We start from the raw sequence: 20229 nt of genomic DNA, 5'->3' as shown, positions 1-20229 counted from the left end.
CCCGTCCCGGGGCGTTCGAGGAAGACCTTCATGTCCGTCAACACCCCCGAAACCGGCTTCCGTGCGCGCCTGCAGCAGCTCGCGCGCAGGACCGTCGTCTTCGCGATCGCACTGGCGGTCGGCGGATTCGTGGTTCCGAGTGCCGCATCAGCCGCAGAGACGCCGCCGGCCGATGGCGAGCAGAGCGTCGAGCTCCACGTCTCCGCAGGACTCCGCGGAACGATCGCACCCGGTTCTTCGACCTCGGCGACCCTCACCGTGCGGAACAGGACCGACGAGGAACTGAGCGCCGGTCGCGTCCAGGTCGAGATCGGAAGCACCCCGCTGGCCGACGACGAGGCCGTCACGAACTGGCTCGACCAGGAAGAGGCATCCGGCGACTTCACGCCGCTCGGGACCGACAGCACGGGATCGATCGATGCGGGCGAATCCGCGACCGCCACGGTGTTCCTTCCCGAGAGCGCCGTCGGCGATCTCGTTCCCGGCATCTACCCGCTGCGAGCCGAGCTGACCGGCGCGACCACCGGCGGACCGGCGGCGGATGACACGGTCGCCAGGGACGCCTCGGCGACCAGCATCCTGGTCGTGACGGCGGCGCAGACGTCGCTGATCGGCGTGCTCGTGCCGATCACTGCCACGCCCGCCGGCGGGGCGCTCCTCACAGCGGACGAGCTCGCGGCTCTCACCGCCCCCGAGGGCTCGCTGACGGCGCAACTCGACGGTGTCGCCGGCACCACGGCCGTGCTCGCGATCGACCCGTCGATCCCGGCCGCGATCCACGCTCTCGGCACCGCAGCGCCGGAACAGGCGACGGACTGGCTCGCCCGCCTCGATGACCTCCCGAACCCACGCTTCGCCCTGCAGTTCGGCGATGCGGATGCCGCCGTCCAGGCGCAGGCGCAACTCCCCGAGCTGCTGCAGCCGACGACGCTCTCGCCCTTCCTGGATCCCGCGAACTTCCCGGTCGCGCGCGTCACCACGCCCCCGACCGCCGCCGCCGACGGGACCACCGCCCCCACGCCCGCGCCGACCGAGGCCCCGGTCCTCCCCGATGACGAGCAGCTCACGGTCGTCGAGGGCGCGCTGCCCCGCATCCTGTGGCCGCGCGCAGACGTGACGCCGCAAGATCTCGCCGCCTTCCAGACGTACCTCGGCGAGGGGACGACCACGATCGTCTCCTCCTCCACGGTGAGCGGGCAGAGCACGGCGCACGCGACCGCCGAGGGCCAGGACCTCCTCGTCACCGACGCCGTCGCCTCCGCCGCGCTCTCGGATGCCGCGGCCGAAGCCGACCCCGCCGCCCGTCAGCGCCTGCTCGCCGAAGCGGCCGCACGCCTCTTCCTGGCGGAGAGTCGAGCCCCCGGAGCGCCGCTGCTCATCGGGCTGGACCGTGATGAGACCCGCACTCCGGACGCACTGCGCGAGGTGATCTCTGCGGCCGACTCGATCGGCTTCGACCTCGGCGCGCTGCGCGACACCCCGCCGGCCGCCGCGACGATCTCCGTCGAGACGGGCACCCCGGGAGCGGCAGACGTCGGGAGCCTCCTCGCAGACGAGCAGACCCTCGTCGCCTTCTCGACGATCCTCACCGACCCGCAGGTGCTGCTCGGCCCGGAGCGCATCAGGATCCTGCGCACGCTCGCGGTCGGAACTCCGGCGGAGGATTTCGTCGCGGTCGTCGCCGCGCACCGGGCGCAGACCACCGCGACGCTCGGCGCGGTCAGCATCCCGCCGTCGAGCACCATCCAGCTGCTCTCCGCCAACGCCGACCTGCCGATCCGGGTGCGCAACGATCTGCCCTGGCCGGTGACGGTGCAGCTGACCGCCTCGCCGAGCGACCCTCGCCTCGAGGTGAAGCCGCTCATCGAGACGGTCGTGCAGGCGAACAACACCGCGACCGTCAAGGTTCCCGTGTCGGCTCGAGTCGGCAGCGGTGAGGTCGACCTGCGGCTGGGCCTCATCAGCCCCACGGGCGTGCAGATCCAGGGCGTCCAGACCGTCCGCGTCGCGGTGCGCGCGGAGTGGGAAGGCATCGGCCTCGGCATCTTCGGCGGACTCGCCGTGCTGCTGATCGGCCTCGGCGTGATCCGCACCGTGCGCCGCAAGCGCCGGGAGGCGGCCGAGGAGGCCGCAGCGGATGCCGCCGCACTGGAAGCAGCAGAGCCGAAGGACGGGCGTGGAGAGTAGCCTCGGGCGCGCGAGCGCCGTCATCGGCGCCGGCACCCTGGTGTCGCGCCTCACCGGACTCCTCCGGAGCATCGTGCTGGTCGGAGTGCTGGGCGCCGTCGGCTCGGAGGCCGCGGACGCGTTCACGTTCGCCAACACCCTCCCGAACAGCGTCTTCGCCCTGATCTCCGTCGGCGTGCTGACGGCGGTGATCGTGCCGCAGATCGTGAAGGCGACGGCGGATGCCGACGGCGGCAACGCCTTCATCTCCAAGCTCTTCACTCTCGGCACCGTCGTGCTGGTCGTCACCACGTTGATCGCGACCATCGCCGCGCCCTGGCTGGTCGTGCTGGTGGCCGGCCAAGCGCCCCCCGCCGCCCAGGCGCTCGCGACCGCCCTCGCGTACTGGTGCCTCCCGCAGATCCTCTTCTACGGGCTCTACGCGCTGCTCGGGGAGGCGCTCAACGCCCGACGGATCTTCGGACCCTTCACCTGGGCGCCGGTCGTGAACAACATCGTCTCGATCGTCGGCTTCCTGCTCCTCGGAGCGCTCTTCGCTCCCGTGCCGACCAAGGCCGCGGAGTGGACGCCGACGATGATCACCACCCTCGGCGCCACGGCGACCCTGGGCATCGCGCTGCAGGCGGTCGTGCTGCTGGTGTTCTGGCGGCGCACCGGTCTCGCGCTCAAGCCCGACTTCCGCTGGCGAGGCGTCGGCCTCGGGACGGTCGGGAAGCTCGCCGGCTGGACGTTCCTGATGGCCTTCGCGAGCCTCGCAGCGGGAGTGCTGCAGGGGAACATCGTGAGTGCGGCCTCGGGAACGGGCGCCTCCGCGACGGTCACCGCCAACGCCTGGCTCATCTTCATGCTCCCGTACTCGGTGATCGTGCTGTCGATCGGGACGCCGTACTTCACCCAGATCAGCGAGCATGCCGCGGCCGGTCGACACGTCGAGGTGCGAGAAGACATCTCGCGCAGCATCCGCACCCTGCTGTTCTTCATCGTCGCGGCCGTCGCGGCCGTCGCCGCCGCCGCGATCCCCGCATCCCGGGTCTTCACGAGCTCGCCCGCCGACGCCGAAGCGGCCGCGCTGGTGCTGATCTGCTACCTCGTGAGCCTGATCCCCCTGACGATCCTCTTCATCGTCCAGCGGACCTTCTACGCCTACGACGACACCCGCACGCCATTCTGGTTCACGATCTTCCAGTGCTGCCTCATCGTCGGCACGGCGCTGATCGCCTGGGGGCTGCTCCAGGCCGATCTGATCCCGATCACGGGTCTCGCCGCGGCCGTCGCCCTCGGCCAGTCGATCTCCAGCACCGTGCAGACGATCGTCGCCACGTGGTTGCTGCACCGCAAGATCGGCAGCCTCGGAGTGCGCTCCTGGCTCGTCACACTCGGCCGCTTCGCCGTGGCCGCGATCCCCGCGGGACTCGCCGGCTGGGGTGTCTTCGTCCTGTTCGGCGCGAGTGCCGGCTGGACCGTCTCGGACAAGATCCCCGGCGCCCTCGGCACCGCCGTGATCGGCCTCGTCGTGGTCGTCGTCTACCTCGGGATCCTCGCCCTGCTACGCGCGCCGGAGCTCAAGGTCGCCGGTTCGCTCGTGCGCCGTTTCCTGCCAGGTCGCTGAGTCCCGCCGGGCGCCCCGCGCGGGGAATGCCGCGCGGTTACCATGGGTTGAACCACTCGGGACGTCTTTCGGCGCCACCGCAATTTCTCAGACGGAGAGCACATGCGTCAGGTCATCATCATCGGTTCCGGCCCCGCCGGATTCACGGCCGCCATCTACGCTGCACGCGCGAACCTCAAGCCGCTGCTCATCGCGAGCTCCGTCGAGGTCGGCGGCGAGCTGATGAACACCACCGAGGTCGAGAACTACCCGGGCTTCCCCGAGGGCATCCAGGGACCCGAGCTCATGGCCAAGTTCCAGGAGCAGGCCGAGAAGTTCGGCACCGAGGTGCTCTACGACGACGTCACCGAGCTGCAGCTCGACGGGCCGGTCAAGACGGTCACCCTCGGCAGCGGGGCGGTGCACGAGACGCAGACGCTGATCTACGCCACCGGCTCCGCCTACCGCAAGCTCGACATCGCGGGCGAGGAGCGCCTCTCCGGATACGGCGTCTCCTGGTGCGCCACGTGCGACGGGTTCTTCTTCCGCCAGAAGACCATCGCGGTCGTCGGCGGCGGCGACTCGGCGATGGAAGAGGCGACGTTCCTCACGCGCTTCGCCGACAAGGTCTACGTGATCCACCGCAAGGACACCCTGCGTGCCTCGAAGATCATGCAGGAGCGCGCCTTCGCGAACGAGAAGATCGAGTTCGTGTGGAACAGCGAGGTCACCGAGGTCCTCGGTGGCGACTCCGTCACCGGCGTGCAGCTGCGCAACACCGTCGACGGCACGCTGAGCGACCTGCCGCTCGACGGTCTGTTCATCGCGATCGGCAACGACCCGCGCACGCACCTCGTGCACGACAAGCTGAAGCTGACCGCCGAGGGCACGATCTGGGTCGACGGCCGGTCCTCGGTCACCTCGGTCCCCGGTGTCTTCGCCGCCGGCGACGTCATCGACCCGACCTACCGCCAGGCCATCACGGCTGCCGGCACGGGCACGATCGCCGCCCTCGACGCGGAGCACTTCCTCGCGGATTTTGACGACGCCTCCGTCGAGTTCCCGGCCGCGGAGGCCGCCGAGATCCTCACCGCCTAGGCACGCGGGAACACTTTCACCTCGTCTGCTGTTGTAGCAGGCGAACCTCGAATCAAGGAGAACTCTGATGAGTGCAAAGGCTACGAGCCAGGCGACCTGGGAACAGGACGTTCTGCAGGCCGACGGTCCCGTGCTGGTGGACTTCTGGGCCGAGTGGTGCGGTCCCTGTCGCATGGTCGCCCCGGTTCTGGACGAGATCCAGTCCGAGAACCCCGACAAGATCACCATCCTCAAGCTCAACGTCGACGAGAACCCTGAGCTCGCGATGAAGTACCAGATCACGTCGATCCCGGCGATGAAGGTGTTCGACGGCGGTGAGGTCAAGACGACCATCATCGGCGCCAAGCCCAAGTTCGCCCTCGAGAAGGACCTCGCCGCATTCATCGGCTGATCCTCTGAGACCCAGCAGGGCCGTCACCTCTTCGGAGGTGGCGGCCTTTTCTGTGCCCGGTCGTTGAGCGAGCGAAGCGAGACGAAACGTGGTTCCTGTGGTCCCGGGCTCCGGGATGTTCCCCTCTCTCGCAGAACGGGGACCCTCCCGCTGCGCGGGCCCCTCCCGATGCTCGTTCGGGGAACATCCCTGCGCCCTGCGCTGCGCGGACGGGCGCAGTGATACGGGCGCGGGCCACAGAGGGTGTGATTACGGGGGCACGATTTCGGGGGGTTTCACGAATCTCGGATGCTTTGGGACGATGCATCCGAAATACGTGGGGTTGTCCGAATTCGTTGCAGAGCGGATGCCGGGGACGGGTCAGTTCTTGTCGGAGACGGGGACGGACGGGAGGCCACGGGCGGCACGGGCACGGTCGACGAGGTCCTGGATGACGGGGGTCTTGGCGGCGTTGTAGGTCGACGTGCCGCGGGCGGCAGCGGCCACGGCGTCGCACTTGGCGTGGGTGTAGCGGTCGGCATCCGCCGGGTGAGTCCGCAGCCAATCGCGCAGGATGCGCTGGTTCACGGTGTCCCAATCGCTCGCGGTGAAGAAGTGCGCGATGCGAGTGCGGATGCCGTCCACCTCGAACAGCATCACCGGATGGCTCTGCACGCTGCTGCCGAGGCGCCAGCCGATCGCCTCGAGAGCCTGGTGGTGCCGTTCGAAGTCCTCGACGTCGCCGATTCGCACGGCGAGGTCGATGATCGGCTTCGCCCGCATCCCGGGAACGGCCGTCGAACCGATGTGCTCGACCAGCCACTCCGGATTTCCGTGTGTGCGGATCTCCGCCGCGATCTCCTTGAACTGCTCCGGCCAGCGCGGGTTGTACGAGACCAGCATCCGTGGCATGTCAGGAAGGGGCGTCGGCGACCGTCGGGTCCCAACGGCGGTGACGCTGCTTCTCGTCGAGAAGCCCCCAGACCGCCGGGGTCAGTTCCGGGTACTCCAGGGCGATCTGTCGCAGCACCCGGTAGTGCCGGGCCGCGTTCGGCCGCACCCCGTCGTTCGCGGTGATGTTGTCGGCCCGCAGAAGGTAGACGACGAGCTCGTCGACGCTCGGGAGCTCCTCCATGAAGTCCCACGGGTCCTCGCCGCCGAGGAGCCGTTCCTGGATGAGGACCGCGAGCTCGTCCGCCGCCTCCGCACGCAGCACTTCGAGGCTGGCGCGGCGCTGGACGGACTCGGACATGCTTCCAGCCTACGTCCGACTCGGGCGTCGCCGGCGCTCGACCTTCGTGTCTTCGCGCATGTCCTCGAGCTCTTTGCCCTTGGTCTCCGCGACCTTGAAGTACACGAAGAAGAACGACAGCACGGCGAAGAACGCGTAGAACCCGTAGGCGAACGGGAGACCGATCGCCGAGAACGCCGGGAACGTCGTCGAGATGAAGAAGTTCGCAACCCACTGGGCCGCCGCGGCGACGGCGAGGGCCCCGGCACGGATCGAGTTCGGGAACATCTCCCCCAGCAGCACCCACACCAGCGGACCCCAGGTGGCGCCGAAGAACACCACGAAGCCGTTCGCGCAGATCAGTGCGACCGTCGACCACGGATCAGGCAGCGTGACCGCCCCCAGGGCATCCAACGTGCCGAACGAGAACGCGAGTGCCATCAGCCCGAGCGTCAGGGTCATGCCGACCGAGCCCACCAGGAGCATGATGCGCCGACCGACGCGGTCGACGAGCAGGATCGCGATGATCGTGACCACGATGTTCGTCACCGAGGTGATGACCGTGATCAACAGGGCTTCCGACTCCCCGAACCCGACCGACTGCCACAGGGTCGTGGAGTAGTAGAAGATCACGTTGATGCCCACGAACTGCTGGAACACCGACAGCAGGATGCCGACCCACACGATCGGCTTCAGCCCGAGACGGTTGCCGCGCAGATCCCTCAACGACTCGGAGCGCTCGGTGTTGAGGGTGCCGGTGATCTCGGCGATCTTCGCCTTGACGTCAACGGCTCCCGTGACCGTCGTCAGCACCTCGGACGCCTTCTCGATCTCGCCCTTCGCGACGAGGTAGCGCGGAGACTCGGGGAGCCTCATCGACATGACGCCGTAGACGATCGAGGGGACGGCGCCGGCGATGAACATCCAGCGCCAGGCATCCAGTCCCCAGAGCGGCTCTGCCGCTCCCCCGGCGACGTTGGCGAGCATGGCGTCGGAGAGCAGCGCGATGAAGATACCGGTGACGATGGCCAGCTGCTGGAGCGATCCCAGGCGTCCGCGGATGTGCGCCGGGGAGACCTCGGCGATGTAGGCCGGAGCGATGACGGATGCCGCGCCGACGCCGAGGCCGCCGATGACGCGCCAGAAGATGAGATCGATGACTCCGAACGCGAAGCCGGAGCCGAGGGATGAGAGCAGGAAGAGGACCGCAGCCACGACCATCACCGGGATGCGCCCGAAACGGTTGGCGAGGGGGCCGGCGAACCAGGCTCCGACAGCGCAGCCGATCAGCGCCGACGACACGGCGAAGCCCTTGAGCCCGACGTTGAGGTCGAAGCCCGACTGACTGCCGGCCAGAGCGTCGACCGCGCCGTTGATCACGGCGGTGTCGAAACCGAACAGGAAGCCGCCGAGAGCGGCGGCGATGCTGACCGCGATGACGCGGCCTCGAACGGCTGATCCGGGTTGTGTGCGCGACATTGTGCCCCTCCTCGACATCATCTGACGCGAGTCTAGGCCTGCATCTGCCGCTGGGGGTGGGTCAGCTGCGGCCGTATCCCTTTTCGCCGAGCTCCTCGAGAATCCGGTTCAGATCCTGGATCGATGCGAAATCGATCGTGACCTGGCCTTTACGCGCGCCCAGTGCGATCTTCACGCGCGTGTTCAGGCGGTCCCCGAGCTTGCCGGCGACCTCGTCGAGGTAGGCGCGTCGCGCCCCGGGAGTCGGCTTCGGGGTCTTCCCCGCGTCGGCCGGCTGCGACTTCGCGACCTCTTCCGTGGCACGCACGGAGAGATCCTCGTTCACGACCTTGTCCGCCAGCCGCTGCATCGCCTCGGGGGTCTCCAGACTGAGGATCGCGCGGGCGTGACCGGCGGTGAGCACGCCGGCGGCGACCCGCTGCTGCACCGGGACCGGGAGCTTGAGGAGGCGGATCGTGTTGCTGATCTGCGGCCGCGACCGCCCGATGCGCGTCGCGAGCTCCTCCTGCGTGATGCCGAAGTCCTCGAGGAGCTGCTGGTAGGCGGATGCCTCTTCCAGAGGGTTGAGCTCGGAGCGGTGCAGGTTCTCGAGGAGCGCGTCGCGGAGAAGGTCCTCGTCCGCGGTCTCGCGGACGATCACAGGGATCGTGTCGAGGCCCGCCTCACGAGCCGCGCGGGTGCGCCGCTCCCCCATGATGAGCTCGTACTCGCCCTCGGAGTTCTTCCGCACGACGACGGGCTGCAGCACACCGAACTCGCGAACGCTGTGCACCAGCTCCGCGAGGTCCTCGGGGTTGAAGTGCGTGCGCGGCTGCCGAGGGTTCGGCACGATCTTGTTCGGATCGACCTGGACGAGATGGATGCCGGGAACGGTTGCGAGCTCCTCCTGCTCCCGCGCGACCGTGCTGACCTGGTCATCGCTCGGACGGAGGTTCGCGCCCGGGAAGAACACGTCGACAGGACGCTCCGCCTGATCGGCCGTCGGAATCAGGGCGCCGATGCCCCGGCCCAGTCCAGTGCGCTTCGCCATCATTTCTCCTTGCTCTGCGTCGCTGTGCGCGACGCGATCTCGACAGCGGCCTCGCGATACGCGATCGCTCCGGCGGACTGCCCATCGTAGGCGATCACCGTCTGACCGAAGCTCGGCGCCTCCGACACGCGCACCGAGCGCGGAATGACGGTCTCCAGCACCTGCGTCGGGAAGTGGGTGCGCACCTCATCCGCCACCTGCTGGGCCAGGCGGGTTCGCCCGTCGAACATCGTCAGCAGGATGGTCGAGAGGTGCAGCGAGGGATTCAGGTGCTTCTGGATCATCTGGATGCTGCCGAGCAGCTGACTCAGACCCTCCAGCGCGTAGTACTCGCACTGGATCGGGATGAAGACCTCGGATGCCGCCGTGAAGGCGTTGATCGTCAGCAGCCCTAGCGACGGCGGGCAGTCGATGATGACGAAGTCCATCGGGCTGTCGACGAGGTAGTCCTCGAGGGCACGACGCAGACGATGCTCCCTCGCGACCTGGGCGACGAGCTCGATCTCCGCGCCGGCGAGGTGGATCGTGCTCGGAGCACAGAAGAGGTTGGGATCCTCCGGGCTCTGCTGCACGATGTCCGCGAGCGGGAACTCCTCGATGAGCACGTCATAGACGCTGGGAACCTCCGCGCTGTGCGGGACTCCGAGAGCCGTGGACGCATTGCCCTGCGGATCGAGGTCGATGACCAGCACCTTGGCACCCAGGCCGGCGAGGGCGGATGCGACGTTGACGGCCGTGGTCGTCTTGCCCACTCCGCCCTTCTGGTTCGACACTGTCAGCACGCGGGTCTCCCCGGTGAACTCGACCTTCGCGGCTTCAAGCGCACGGCGCCGAGCGGAGAGGTCGGCGAGTTCCCGCGCGAGCGGCGTGTCCATCCCGAACGATTCGTTCGATGATGCCTTCTCGGATTGTTTCACGTGAAACATCCACTCCTTTCGGGGCCGCGTACCACTCTAATCGCAGGAGACGACGTTGGACTTACCGCGGGACTCCGGGGCTCGTCGGGTGACGCCCTGAGCGCTTTCCCACGGTGCCCTCGGGGTACAAGGGTGGGTCCCCCGACATTCGTGGCGCCGACCTCTGTCCCACGCGGGGAACCGCGGATGTCCGGGTCGGCAATCAACACATTCACGCCTCGATTCGAGGCGCAGCAGGCGGAAGCCGACACATGTTTCACGTGAAACGGGGGTGTTCGCGAAGCCTCGGCGTCGTGCTGTCAGCCGGGCCCTCCCCCACCTGCACTGTCACGCGCTCCTCTAGCTGCGGCTCGCCGCCCAGGACGGAGGTGTGCTTGGCACGACCATGAGCGTGCTCGCACAGCACTCACCCGTCCCAGCGGGTGCGTGCCAGCACGGTCCTACGACGGCTGCACTCAAAGAGCGCCGCCTAAGGTCGCTGATCATCCTCCCGTGAAGCGAGTCCTGGTGCTTGGAGAGGTAGGCCACCCCCACCCGAGGAATCACGCGAGCGCGCGCCGGAGCGACTCCGGGACATGTTTCACGTGAAACGGAGTGCTCGCGGCTCATCGTCGCCCGGTCCTCGCGCGGGACTCCTCGGTCGCCTCACGTCAACGAGTCACGTAGTCGAGGTACCCCCGTGCAGATCTTGCCCATCTTCGAGCGGGAGGTCGCGGAATGCTCGCCGGTCCCCCATCAGGGTCCCCGGGTTCGGAAGCCCCTCCGCCTTCACACACCCATCGAGCGCTCGGTCCCGCGATCACGCGGATCACTCCCTCTCGCAGGACTGCAGACATCCGTACCCCCACTCCTGCGCGTCAGGGAAGGTGAGTACTGAAGATGTTTCACGTGAAACGTTGGATATGGAGTGATTGCCAGACGTACCCTCCACAGTCACAGGGTTCCCGTACGGGCGCGCATCACGGCCACATCGATGCACGAGCGCACCCAGCGTTCAGGGAGGGACGTTTTTCCGGTACGTCGAGAGTCCTCTGTACCGCCGATCCTCGAGTCGATGGCGGGCGCGGCTTGGTCCGGGGGACCCCCGACCTGGTCGTGATGCGATGTTTCACGTGAAACATCGATCACTGGCGGCCGGTCTACTCGTGTTCGCCTCCGTCAGTCACACAGGATGCAGGCGCGGCGAAACCGCGCGGGCACCCTACTGCGGAGCAGGGGGCTCCGTGTGCATGCCGATGTTGATGACGCTCCCACCGGCGTCCCGGTAGAAGAAGCGGGTGACTCCCCAGGGTTCTTCCGTCAGCGGATGCACGATCTCCGCACCGGCGGCGATGGCCTGGCGCAATGCCTCCCCCACGTCATCCACGAAGACCGAGACATCCGGGTTCACCGCAGCGGACGCGTCACGAGTCATGACGCTCAGCTGTCGACCGGCATCATCCGCGAGCGTCACGATCCATCCGTGGTCCATGACCACCGACATCCCCAGCACGCGCCGATGCGTCTCCACGGCACTTGCGACATCCGTCACGGTCAGGATCGGCACCACTCGTTCCACACGCATGCTCCTATCAAACAGCAGGAACCCAAGGCACTGGCATCTCCGAGTCAGATAAGACAACTCATACGAACTCGGCTCATAAGCCAGTGAATCCAGGCTCCCCCCACCGCCACACGAAACCCACGGTGTGGACTCCACAACGGCGATGTTTCACGTGAAACATCGGCCCCCGACTCAGCGAACGACAGCCCGCAGGACTCGCGTCGTCTCGAGCAGCACGCCCTCGCCCAGCACCTCGACGCGTACGTCGGAAAGTCGGAACCTCTTGATCTGCTTCTGAGCAGCGTCGATCTCATTGCCGACGTTCATACCCTTGAGGAGCGTGAGCTCTCCCCCATCCCGCACCAGGGGTGCCGTCAAGGGAATGAGGGTGCGGAGTGCACTGACTGCTCGCGCCGTCACGACGTCGAAGCCCTCGGCGGGGCGCACGTCCTCCGCCCGGGCACGCACGACATCGACGTTGTCCAGTCCGAGAGCGGAGACCTGTTCGTTGAGCCAGGTGACCCGTCGCTCCATGGGCTCGATGAGCGTCCACTGCACGTCGGGCCGCGCGATCGCCAGCACCAGACCCGGCAGGCCGGCACCGGAACCGATGTCAGCGACGGACCCGTAGAAGAGTGGCGCAGCGATCACGCTGTTGAGAATGTGCCGGCTCCACAGGCGCGGGAGCTCGAGCGGACCGATGAGGCCGCGCTCCTCCCCCTCGCGGGCCAGAGCCTCCGTGAAGGATCGAGCTACGTCGATACGATCACCGAAGAGCTCAGCGGCGATCTCGGGTTCGGCTTCGAGCTCGCCACCATCCGTGTTCGTCGTCACGCGACCAGGTTCCTCGCCACTCGATGTTTCACGTGAAACATCAACGGCGACGAAGCACCGTGTGCCGGTCGGCGCCCTCGCCGTAGGACTCGGAGACGAGGCCACGGTCCGCAGCGATGTCATGCACCAGCTTGCGCTCGTAGCTCGACATCGAAGGCAGCGACGCCTGCGAGGATCCCTCGTCGAGCTTCGCGGCTGCCGCGTCCACCAGCGTCTCGAGCTGACGGCGACGCGTGTCGCGTGATCCGCCGATGTCGAGGATCAGACGCGAGAACGAGCCCGTGCGGTTCTGCACCGCGAGACGCGTGAGCTCCTGAAGTGCCTGCACAGTGTCCGGCGCCGAGAGCAGCGCGAGTCCATCGCCCTCCGCTTCGACCGAGACATACGCACGGCCCTGGCGGACATCCAGGTTCAGATCGCCATCGATGTCGGCGATGTCGAGCAGCTCCTCGAGGTAGTCCGCGGCGACGTCGCCCTCGTTCTCCAACTGTGCCACCGTCGGTTCGGTGGTCTCGGTCACGACCTCGCTCATGAACCGCTCCCCTTCTTCTTCGCACGCTTCTTGCCGACCGGCTGCTGACGCTTGGGTGCCTCGGCCTTGGCCTTCTCCACCTCGTCGAGCAGACGCTTCTGCTCCGCCTCGTAGGCAGCCATCGGGACCACCTTGCCGGACGAGTCGATCGCCTTGCCCTTCTTCGCCAGACGCTCTTCACGAGCCTTCGCCGCTTCGGAGCCAGGAGTCGGCATCTCGCGAATCACGAGGAACTGCTGGCCCATGGTCCAGATGTTCGAGATGAACCAGTAGACGACCACACCGAGCGGGAAGAAGATACCCGAGAAGATGAAGCCGAGCGGCAGCACGTAGAGCATGATCTTCTGCATCTGGTACGCCTGGCCGGTCTTGGCCTCGGGCGACAGGTTCTTCGAGATGATCTGCAACTGGGTGAAGAACTGCGAGCCGATCATCAGGACGACGAGCGTGACCAGAATGATGATCGCCGTGGTGTTGCCCGCGTCGACGGCATCGCCGAGCGTTCCGTGCAGCGAGGCGACGTCGAACAGCTTGGCGTCGTAGAACTCCTTGGTGAGCTGTGGGGTGAGCAACCCCACACCACCGAGCTCGTTCTCGGCATGCTTCTTGACGTCGCTCAGCACGCTGAACAGGGAGAAGAAGATCGGCATCTGCACCAGCAGCGGAAGACAGCTCGACATCGGCGTCGTGCCGTGCTTCTTATACAGGCCCATGGTCTCGCGGCTCATCGCCTCGCGAGAGAGCTGATCCTTCTTACCGCGGTACTTCTCCTGGACTTTCCGCAGTTCAGGGGCAATTTCCATCATCTTTCGCTGGCTCTTGATCTGCTTCACGAAGAGCGGGATCAGAGCAGCGCGGACGACGATGACGAGCCCGACGATCGAGAGCACCCAGGTCAGACCGGATGCCGCGGGCAGACCGACCGCGGTGAGAAGCCAGTGCCAGGCGACGAGGATCATCTCGACGACCCACTTGAGCGGCCACAGGATCGTGCCGATCAGGTCGAAGCCACCCGCCGCGGGCGCATCGCTGGGGGTGGTGCTGGCGAGCAGAAGGTCAAGACCCACCGTTCAGTCCTTTCGGGCAGGGACGACGAAACCGTGAGCAGTCAGGTCGTAGCGGAAGTGTTCATGCGGACGGACGTCATCGACGCCGCCGCGAGTCCAGGGATTGCAGCGGAGGATGCGCCACGCAGAGGACAACGTCCCCCGCACGGCGCCGTGCTGCTGCACCGCACCTACAGCGTAAGCGGAGCAGGAGGGGTAGTAGGCACAGACATCTCCATACAGAGGGGAGATCGTCTTGCGGTACGCGGTGAGGAACCCGAGCACCAGATTGCGAGGAATCAGCGGGATGCTGCGCAGCAGGTCCTGTGACTGCATCCGAGCCGAGCCGATCGACGATGCCGGCAGCGCCGTCATGACGCACCCGCCGTCGATGCCGGCGCGAGCCGACCGAGACAGCGGTTCACATCCGCGCTGAGTTCGGCGAACGACGCCGTCGCGGATGCAGGAAGGGCACGGATGACGACATCCGTGCCCTCGGGTACGCGCGGGAGCGCATCCGCACAGACGGCTTTCAGACGCCGACGCACGGTATTGCGCACCACAGCGGTGCCCACCTGCTTGCTGATGATGAATCCGAACCGTGCAGCCCTGCTCTCACCCGTCGACATCATCGACGTGATGACGCTCGACCCGCCACAACGCGATCCGCGACGAACGACCAGTCGATAGTCGCTCCCGCGGGTCAGCCGATACGGGCGGGCGAGCACAGCAGACTACGCGGAGAGCTCGGTGCGGCCCTTCGCGCGGCGGGCAGCGAGGATGCCGCGGCCGGCGCGCGTGCGCATGCGAGCGCGGAAGCCGTGCTTCTTGGCGCGACGACGGTTGTTGGGCTGGAAAGTGCGCTTAGTCATGGAATCACTCCGGGAATACTGCCACCGGGTTCACTGCGACCGGAGACATGGGGAACTGCCAAAAAAATGGCATAAGTCAACCAAGTAAGGGTACGTCCTGCCGGCGCGCAGAGCAAATCTGCGCGCTGGGGAGGCCGACACCCTGCACGAACCGCACAGCCATTATCCACAACCGGGGCGCGCCCGGAGTGCAGGACACGCGCGCGGAATTCCCGGGGCAGGTTGCCGTTCCCAGCCGCGATGACTACCGTGGCAACCGAAGTTATCCACAGGGGCACGGCACGTCGGAGCCCTCATCGATCCCCCGTCCGGAGCGTCATGTCCTCACCAGCCCAGCCCGACGTTCCGATCTGGACCACGGTGCAGGAGCTCCTCGTCGACGACGACCGGGTCACCCCGCAGCTTCAGGGCTTCCTGAGCCTGGCGGTTCCGGCAGGTGTGATGGCTGCGACGCTTTATCTCGAGGTCCCGAACGATCTCACCGCCGCACAGATCAACAAGCGTCTGCGGCTGCCGATCATGGAGGCCCTCTCCCACATCGGTGAAGAGGTCACCTCTTATCGCGTCGTCGTGAACCACGAGCTCGCCGAGCAGCCCACCGCGCCGATCGCCGTCGCGGACTTCGGTCGCCACGAGCCCGTGCGCGTCGAGTCCCCGATGGAGCAGCCCACGCAGCTGCGGCACGAATCGCGACTGAACCCGAAGTACACCTTCGACAACTTCGTCATCGGCCAGTCCAACCGCTTCGCCCATGCGGCAGCGGTCGCGGTCGCCGAGGCGCCGGCGAAGGCGTACAACCCGCTCTTCATCTACGGCGACTCCGGTCTCGGCAAGACGCACCTTCTGCACGCGATCGGCGACTACGCCCAATCGCTCTACGCCGGCGTCAAGGTGCGCTACGTCTCGAGCGAGGAGTTCACCAACGACTTCATCAACTCGATCGCGAACAACCGCGGTGCGGCATTCCAGGCGCGCTACCGCGACGTCGACATCCTCCTCATCGACGACATCCAGTTCCTGCAGGGTCGTGCCGAGACGCAGGAGGCGTTCTTCCACACCTTCAACACCCTCCACGACCACAACAAGCAGGTCGTCATCACCAGCGATGTCGCCCCGAAGCACCTGACCGGCTTCGAGGACAGGATGCGTAGCCGCTTCGAGTGGGGTCTGATCACCGACGTCCAGGCGCCCGACCTCGAGACCCGCATCGCGATCCTCCGGAAGAAGGCGCAGAGCGAGGCGCTCCACATCCCCGACGAGGTCCTCGAATACATCGCGACCGTCGTCTCCTCGAACATCCGCGAGCTCGAGGGCGCTCTCATCCGCGTCTCCGCATTCGCGAGCCTCAACCGGTCGTCGCTCGACATCTCCCTCGCGCAGACCGTGCTGCGCGACATCATCGACACGGCCGAGGACAACATCATCTCGCCGACAGACATCATCACGGCGACCGCTCAGTACTTCAAGCTGACGGTCGACGATCTCTACGGCTCGAGCCGTTCGCAGCAGATCGCCACCGCCCGCCAGATCGCGATGTACCTCTGCCGCGAGCGGACCAGCCTCTCCCTGCCGAAGATCGGACAGCTCTTCGGCAATCGGGATCACACGACGGTGATGTACGCGTACAAGAAGATCAGCGAGCTCATGAAGGAGCGTCGTTCGATCTACAACCAGGTCACCGAGATCACGACCCAGCTCGGCCGACGCTGACCGCACGCAGGCCCGTAGAGGGGGATGCGACACCGATTCCGGTGCCGTATCCCCCTCTTCGTCGTCTCGACACGCCTGTGCAGCATCCGATAAATGCCTCTATGCACATGTGGATAACTTGTGGATGATCGAGCGAACCATCGGGACGAATGTGGGCTCAGGCGTCAAACCTGTGGATAACTACGTGAACGTCGGAGAGGGGTCGGATGCTCCGAACCCGCGGATTCCTCAGGGTTTCCACAAGTCACAGCCGTGTAGTTCCTTACTCGCGTCTGCTTTCCACCGAGTTATCCACAGAATCCACAGCGGTTAACACCGTTAAGGAGTTAACACTTAGAAGCGGCGATCCGATCACCAGACGATGGGGAGAACGCTGAGCGGATCACAAAACCTCCGAGCGTAGGGATACGCGGGACTGTGGGGCTAGCATGGGAAGCCCTGCACCGGCAGGACTGACGACGACATGTCACAGAACGACGACAAGGGAGCACCCGTGAGGTTTCAGGTCAACCGCGATGTCTTCAGCGAGGCAGTGTCGTTCGTCGTCAAGCTCCTCCCGCAGCGGAACCCGCAGCCGATCCTCGCCGGAGTGCTGATCGAAGCAGACGGTTCGGGCCTCACGCTCTCCGCGTTCGACTACGAGGCATCCGCTCGCACGACCATCGAGGCCACCGTCGAGACACCGGGCACGATCCTGGTCCACGGCCGTCTGCTCTCCGACATCGCCAGCCGCCTGCCGAACGCTCCGATCGAGATCGCCGTCGAGGACGACGGCGGGATCACCGTCACGTGCGGCTCCGCCCGATTCACCCTCGCCGCCATGCCCGTCGAGGAATATCCGTCGATCCCCGAGGTCTCCGGGTCCTCCGGCGTGGTTCCCGCCGACGACTTCGGCACCGCGATCGCGCAGGTCGGCTTCGCTGCGTCGCGCGACGACGTCACCCCGGTGCTGACGGGTGTGCAGCTCGCCGTCTCCGGTCACAACCTCAGCCTCGTCGCGACCGACCGCTACCGGGTCTCGATCCGCGACGTGCCGTGGGACGGCGAAGAGGTCGAGGCCACTGCCCTCGTCCCGGCGCGCACCCTGGTGGAGGTCGGAAAGACCTTCGGCCACGCCGGCACGATCCAGATCGCCTTCTCCGGTGCCGGTGAGCGCGAGATCATCGCCTTCACGGCGGGCAACAAGACCGTGACGTCGCTGCTGATCAAGGGCAACTTCCCGCCGGTCCGCCGTCTCTTCCCCGAGCAGACCGACCACTACGCCGTCGTCAACACCGCCGACCTCGTCGAGGCCGTCCGCCGTGTGTCGCTCGTGCTCGACCGCGCTGCCCCGCTGCGGTTCACGTTCTCGAGCGACAGCGTCACGATGGATGCGTCGGGCAGCGAGCACGCTCGGGCATCCGAGTCGGTCGACGCGATCCTCTCGGGCGGCGACGAGGTCACCCTCGGCCTGAACCCGCAGTACCTGATCGAGGCACTCGGTGCGGTGAAGAGCGAGTTCGTCCGCGTGACCTTCACGTCGAGCGACAACGCCAACAAGCTCAGCCCGGTTCTCATCACGAGCCAGACGTCGGTGGATCAGGCCGGTCTCGATTCGTTCAAGTACCTGCTGCAGCCCAACCTCCTCCTTCGCTGACCTACTCCGCCAACCGTTCCTGCCCCTTCGACAAGCTCAGGGACCCAGCGAGCTGGGGACCCAGGTCGCGCGAGGATGCAGTTCCGCTCCGCGTTTCGTCTCGCTCCGCTCGCTCAACGACCGGGCTACCGCGGATTCGCACGCAGTCGGAGAGCGAAGCGAGCCGATGCCACCCCCGTACCCACCCGTTCGTCGATGCGTACAACGCAAGGGAGTCGGGTCGTTCCCGGGAGTGAGCATCGGGAGGGGCCCGCGAAGCGGGAGGGAACCCGCTCTGCGAACGAAGGGAACGACCCGACTCCCGACCCACAAGACCCAAGAACAAGAGACTGTCCGACCCCGAAGATAGGCTGATCCCGTGATTGTGGAGCACCTGAGTCTGGTCGATTTCCGCAATTACGCGACCGCTGAACTCGCCCTTCACAGCGGCCCGAACGTTCTCGTGGGCCGGAACGGCCAAGGGAAGACGAACCTGGCGGAGGCCGTGGTCTTCCTCGCGACGCTGGGTTCGCATCGGGTGTCGTCGGATGCGCCGATGGTGCGTGATGGTCAGGAGTACGCGATCATCCGGGCTCGTCTGTCCCATGGTGAGCGCAAGGTCCTCGTCGAGGTGCAGCTGAATCGGCAGGGGTCGAACAAGGCGCGCATCAACGGCTCTCCTTCGAAGGCGAACGAGCTTCCGCGGTATGCGCATGTCGTCCTGTTCGCTCCCGAAGACCTGCAGATCGTTCGCGGGGATCCGTCGGCACGTCGTCGTTTCGCGGATCAGCTCCTCATCCAGCGCACGCCGCGGATGGCGTCGGTCCTGGCGGACTACGACCGCGTGCTCAAGCAGCGCAACGCCCTGTTGAAGTCGGCGCGTGCGCGCGGCATCCGTGGGGAGGGTCTCAGCACTCTCGATGTGTGGGACGACAAGCTCGTCGCGCTCGGCTCGGAGATCATCACCGCGCGTCAGCGTCTCGCCGCGGATCTGCAGCAGCCGGTGGCCGATGCCTACGCGGCCATCGCCGGCGAGGACCACCGTCCGCAGCTGGAGTGGGCGCTCTCGGTACGCGGCGGCGATCCCGAAGAAGACGGCGCCGACCCGACGGATGCCGATGACACCGCGCCGTACGACAAGGTCGGCGAGACGCGTCTGATCGCCGACATGTTCCGGGCTTCTCTCGCGGCGAAGCGCTCCAACGAGCTGGATCGAGGGCTCACGCTCACCGGGCCGCACCGCGACGACCTGGTGCTGCGGGTGCGCGATCTTCCCGTGAAGGGCTATGCCTCGCACGGCGAGTCGTGGTCCGTCGCGCTCGCGCTGCGCCTCGCCTCGGCCGAGCTGCTGAGGAGCGAATCCCCGGCCGGCGACCCGGTGCTCATCCTCGACGACGTGTTCGCCGAGCTCGATGCCGACCGCCGTCAGCGCCTCGCTTCCCTGACCGCGGCATACGAGCAGGTGGTGGTCACGGCGGCGGTGGAGGAGGATATCCCCGAGGTGCTGCACGCCCACGTGGTGCGGATCAGCGCCGGAACGATCAGCGATGAACGAACCCTTCGACAGGCTGAGGGACCCAGCGCAGAGGAGGCGGGCGAAGATGACTGACGCCGCGTCCACGCCGGCAGCCGCCGATGTGCCGGAGACGGTCGCCACCTACCTCCGACTGCGAGGCCTGAAGCCGAGCTCCACCTCGTGGAAGCGCAAGCGCCGGATCGTCGACGACGACAACGCGCCCTTCACGCCGGGTCGCGACCCGGGATCCCTCGGCGCCGTGCTCGACCGGCTGAGCCGGGATTCCGGCTGGCAGACGACCCTGGCCCGCGAGGACCTGGTGCGGCAGTGGGCTGACCTCGCCGGCGCCGACACCGCGAAGCACTCCGAACCTGTCTCCCTGGAGCGCGGTCTGCTGACCGTCAAGTGCGATTCGACGGCGTGGGCGAAGAACCTCCAGTTCATGCGCGCGACCATCCTCACCGAGATCGGTCGACGCTATCCGGATGCCGGTGTCGAGAACCTCCGCTTCATCGGGCCGGACGTTCCCTCCTGGAAATGGGGTCCCAGAGCCGTTCCAGGACGGGGCCCGCGCGATACCTACGGGTAGGGCACCATGCGAGGGGTCTGAAACGCTCAGAGGGCCACACGCGGCCTCTGAGCCGCATATCGCGACGAAATC

20 protein-coding genes are annotated in these 20229 nt (G+C 66.8%); 8 read left to right on the top strand and 12 right to left on the bottom strand.

The features are described 5' to 3' along the window. Positions 1–30 precede the first annotated feature (30 nt). The 4 genes from ABS642_RS14725 (at position 31) to trxA (ending at position 5264) form a co-directional block, all read left to right on the top strand. Complete coding sequence (locus tag ABS642_RS14725) at positions 31–2187, top strand: DUF6049 family protein (protein ID WP_350350674.1); 2157 nt, start codon at positions 31–33, stop codon at positions 2185–2187. After that, a complete protein-coding gene (gene murJ, locus ABS642_RS14720) occupies positions 2177–3796 on the top strand; it encodes a murein biosynthesis integral membrane protein MurJ (RefSeq protein ID WP_350350673.1) in 1620 nt (539 codons plus the stop codon). The genes ABS642_RS14725 and murJ overlap by 11 nt, the downstream gene beginning before the upstream one ends. A gap of 102 nt (positions 3797–3898) precedes the next feature. Beyond that, the gene (gene trxB, locus ABS642_RS14715; protein ID WP_350350672.1) at positions 3899–4873 is read left to right on the top strand and encodes a thioredoxin-disulfide reductase; all 975 of its coding nucleotides are present in this window, start codon (positions 3899–3901) and stop codon (positions 4871–4873) included. A 67-nt stretch (positions 4874–4940) separates the two neighbouring features. Next, positions 4941–5264 (top strand): thioredoxin, encoded by a 324-nt coding sequence (gene trxA / locus ABS642_RS14710; RefSeq protein WP_116633353.1) that lies wholly within the window; start codon positions 4941–4943, stop codon positions 5262–5264. Positions 5265–5624: 360 nt separating this feature from the next. Here trxA and ABS642_RS14705 read toward each other — a convergent pair whose 3' ends face one another. The 12 genes from ABS642_RS14705 to rpmH all read right to left on the bottom strand — a co-directional run bounded on the left by ABS642_RS14705 (position 5625) and on the right by rpmH (position 14727). Continuing rightward, a complete protein-coding gene (locus ABS642_RS14705) occupies positions 5625–6155 on the bottom strand; it encodes a GrpB family protein (protein ID WP_350350671.1) in 531 nt (176 codons plus the stop codon). A 1-nt stretch (position 6156) separates the two neighbouring features. Continuing rightward, the gene (locus ABS642_RS14700) at positions 6157–6495 is read right to left on the bottom strand and encodes a tryptophan synthase subunit alpha (RefSeq protein ID WP_350350670.1); all 339 of its coding nucleotides are present in this window, start codon (positions 6493–6495) and stop codon (positions 6157–6159) included. 9 nt (positions 6496–6504) lie between these two features. After that, complete coding sequence (locus ABS642_RS14695) at positions 6505–7953, bottom strand: sugar porter family MFS transporter (RefSeq protein ID WP_350350669.1); 1449 nt, start codon at positions 7951–7953, stop codon at positions 6505–6507. Between the two features lie 61 nt (positions 7954–8014). Then, positions 8015–8983: a ParB/RepB/Spo0J family partition protein gene (locus ABS642_RS14690; protein ID WP_350350668.1), complete on the bottom strand. Its 969-nt coding sequence runs from the start codon at positions 8981–8983 to the stop codon at positions 8015–8017. Further along, positions 8983–9909, bottom strand: a complete 927-nt coding sequence (locus tag ABS642_RS14685) for a ParA family protein (protein ID WP_350350667.1) — start codon at positions 9907–9909, stop codon at positions 8983–8985. The genes ABS642_RS14690 and ABS642_RS14685 overlap by 1 nt, the downstream gene beginning before the upstream one ends. A gap of 1192 nt (positions 9910–11101) precedes the next feature. Further along, positions 11102–11464, bottom strand: a complete 363-nt coding sequence (locus ABS642_RS14680) for a VOC family protein (protein ID WP_350350666.1) — start codon at positions 11462–11464, stop codon at positions 11102–11104. A 171-nt stretch (positions 11465–11635) separates the two neighbouring features. Further along, the gene (gene rsmG / locus ABS642_RS14675) at positions 11636–12277 is read right to left on the bottom strand and encodes a 16S rRNA (guanine(527)-N(7))-methyltransferase RsmG (RefSeq protein WP_350350665.1); all 642 of its coding nucleotides are present in this window, start codon (positions 12275–12277) and stop codon (positions 11636–11638) included. 40 nt (positions 12278–12317) lie between these two features. After that, positions 12318–12809 carry a R3H domain-containing nucleic acid-binding protein gene (locus ABS642_RS14670; protein WP_116633345.1) on the bottom strand — a complete coding sequence of 164 codons (492 nt, stop codon included), beginning with the start codon at positions 12807–12809 and terminating at the stop codon, positions 12318–12320. Then, positions 12806–13876, bottom strand: a complete 1071-nt coding sequence (gene yidC / locus ABS642_RS14665; protein WP_282215322.1) for a membrane protein insertase YidC — start codon at positions 13874–13876, stop codon at positions 12806–12808. The genes ABS642_RS14670 and yidC overlap by 4 nt, the downstream gene beginning before the upstream one ends. Before the next feature lie 3 nt (positions 13877–13879). Beyond that, entirely contained in the window at positions 13880–14230 is a 351-nt protein-coding gene (gene yidD, locus ABS642_RS14660) for a membrane protein insertion efficiency factor YidD (RefSeq protein ID WP_282215321.1), read from the bottom strand. Further along, positions 14227–14583 (bottom strand): ribonuclease P protein component, encoded by a 357-nt coding sequence (gene rnpA, locus ABS642_RS14655; RefSeq protein WP_282215320.1) that lies wholly within the window; start codon positions 14581–14583, stop codon positions 14227–14229. The genes yidD and rnpA overlap by 4 nt, the downstream gene beginning before the upstream one ends. Positions 14584–14589: 6 nt before the next feature. Then, positions 14590–14727 carry a 50S ribosomal protein L34 gene (rpmH, locus tag ABS642_RS14650; protein ID WP_045278552.1) on the bottom strand — a complete coding sequence of 46 codons (138 nt, stop codon included), beginning with the start codon at positions 14725–14727 and terminating at the stop codon, positions 14590–14592. Positions 14728–15045: 318 nt separating this feature from the next. Here rpmH and dnaA point away from each other — a divergent pair, with 318 nt between their 5' ends. The 4 genes from dnaA (at position 15046) to ABS642_RS14630 (ending at position 20157) form a co-directional block, all read left to right on the top strand. Continuing rightward, entirely contained in the window at positions 15046–16437 is a 1392-nt protein-coding gene (gene dnaA, locus ABS642_RS14645) for a chromosomal replication initiator protein DnaA (RefSeq protein ID WP_116633341.1), read from the top strand. A 493-nt stretch (positions 16438–16930) separates the two neighbouring features. After that, positions 16931–18073: a DNA polymerase III subunit beta gene (gene dnaN, locus ABS642_RS14640; protein ID WP_282215319.1), complete on the top strand. Its 1143-nt coding sequence runs from the start codon at positions 16931–16933 to the stop codon at positions 18071–18073. 358 nt (positions 18074–18431) lie between these two features. Continuing rightward, complete coding sequence (gene recF, locus ABS642_RS14635) at positions 18432–19661, top strand: DNA replication/repair protein RecF (RefSeq protein WP_350350664.1); 1230 nt, start codon at positions 18432–18434, stop codon at positions 19659–19661. Beyond that, the gene (locus ABS642_RS14630; protein ID WP_282215317.1) at positions 19654–20157 is read left to right on the top strand and encodes a DciA family protein; all 504 of its coding nucleotides are present in this window, start codon (positions 19654–19656) and stop codon (positions 20155–20157) included. Before recF ends, ABS642_RS14630 begins: the two co-directional genes overlap by 8 nt. Positions 20158–20229 lie beyond the last annotated feature (72 nt).

The sequence above is a fragment of the Microbacterium sp. A8/3-1 genome, from assembly GCF_040267695.1.
GTDB classification, from domain to species: Bacteria; Actinomycetota; Actinomycetes; order Actinomycetales; family Microbacteriaceae; genus Microbacterium; species Microbacterium luteolum.
The sequence above is the reverse complement of the archived record's forward strand: the minus strand, read 5'-3'. Positions and strand labels throughout refer to the sequence as shown.

Coding starts and splice junctions, on each gene's coding strand:
- dnaA (WP_116633341.1), top strand. CDS start 15,046: ATGTCCTCACCAGCCCAGCCCGACGTTCCGATCTGGACCACGGTGCAG.
- yidD (WP_282215321.1), bottom strand. CDS start 14,230: ATGACGGCGCTGCCGGCATCGTCGATCGGCTCGGCTCGGATGCAGTCA.
- ABS642_RS14630 (WP_282215317.1), top strand. CDS start 19,654: ATGACTGACGCCGCGTCCACGCCGGCAGCCGCCGATGTGCCGGAGACG.
- trxA (WP_116633353.1), top strand. CDS start 4,941: ATGAGTGCAAAGGCTACGAGCCAGGCGACCTGGGAACAGGACGTTCTG.
- ABS642_RS14680 (WP_350350666.1), bottom strand. CDS start 11,464: ATGCGTGTGGAACGAGTGGTGCCGATCCTGACCGTGACGGATGTCGCA.
- ABS642_RS14670 (WP_116633345.1), bottom strand. CDS start 12,809: ATGAGCGAGGTCGTGACCGAGACCACCGAACCGACGGTGGCACAGTTG.
- ABS642_RS14700 (WP_350350670.1), bottom strand. CDS start 6,495: ATGTCCGAGTCCGTCCAGCGCCGCGCCAGCCTCGAAGTGCTGCGTGCG.
- ABS642_RS14685 (WP_350350667.1), bottom strand. CDS start 9,909: ATGTTTCACGTGAAACAATCCGAGAAGGCATCATCGAACGAATCGTTC.
- ABS642_RS14705 (WP_350350671.1), bottom strand. CDS start 6,155: ATGCCACGGATGCTGGTCTCGTACAACCCGCGCTGGCCGGAGCAGTTC.
- ABS642_RS14695 (WP_350350669.1), bottom strand. CDS start 7,953: ATGTCGCGCACACAACCCGGATCAGCCGTTCGAGGCCGCGTCATCGCG.
- trxB (WP_350350672.1), top strand. CDS start 3,899: ATGCGTCAGGTCATCATCATCGGTTCCGGCCCCGCCGGATTCACGGCC.
- rpmH (WP_045278552.1), bottom strand. CDS start 14,727: ATGACTAAGCGCACTTTCCAGCCCAACAACCGTCGTCGCGCCAAGAAG.
- ABS642_RS14690 (WP_350350668.1), bottom strand. CDS start 8,983: ATGGCGAAGCGCACTGGACTGGGCCGGGGCATCGGCGCCCTGATTCCG.
- ABS642_RS14725 (WP_350350674.1), top strand. CDS start 31: ATGTCCGTCAACACCCCCGAAACCGGCTTCCGTGCGCGCCTGCAGCAG.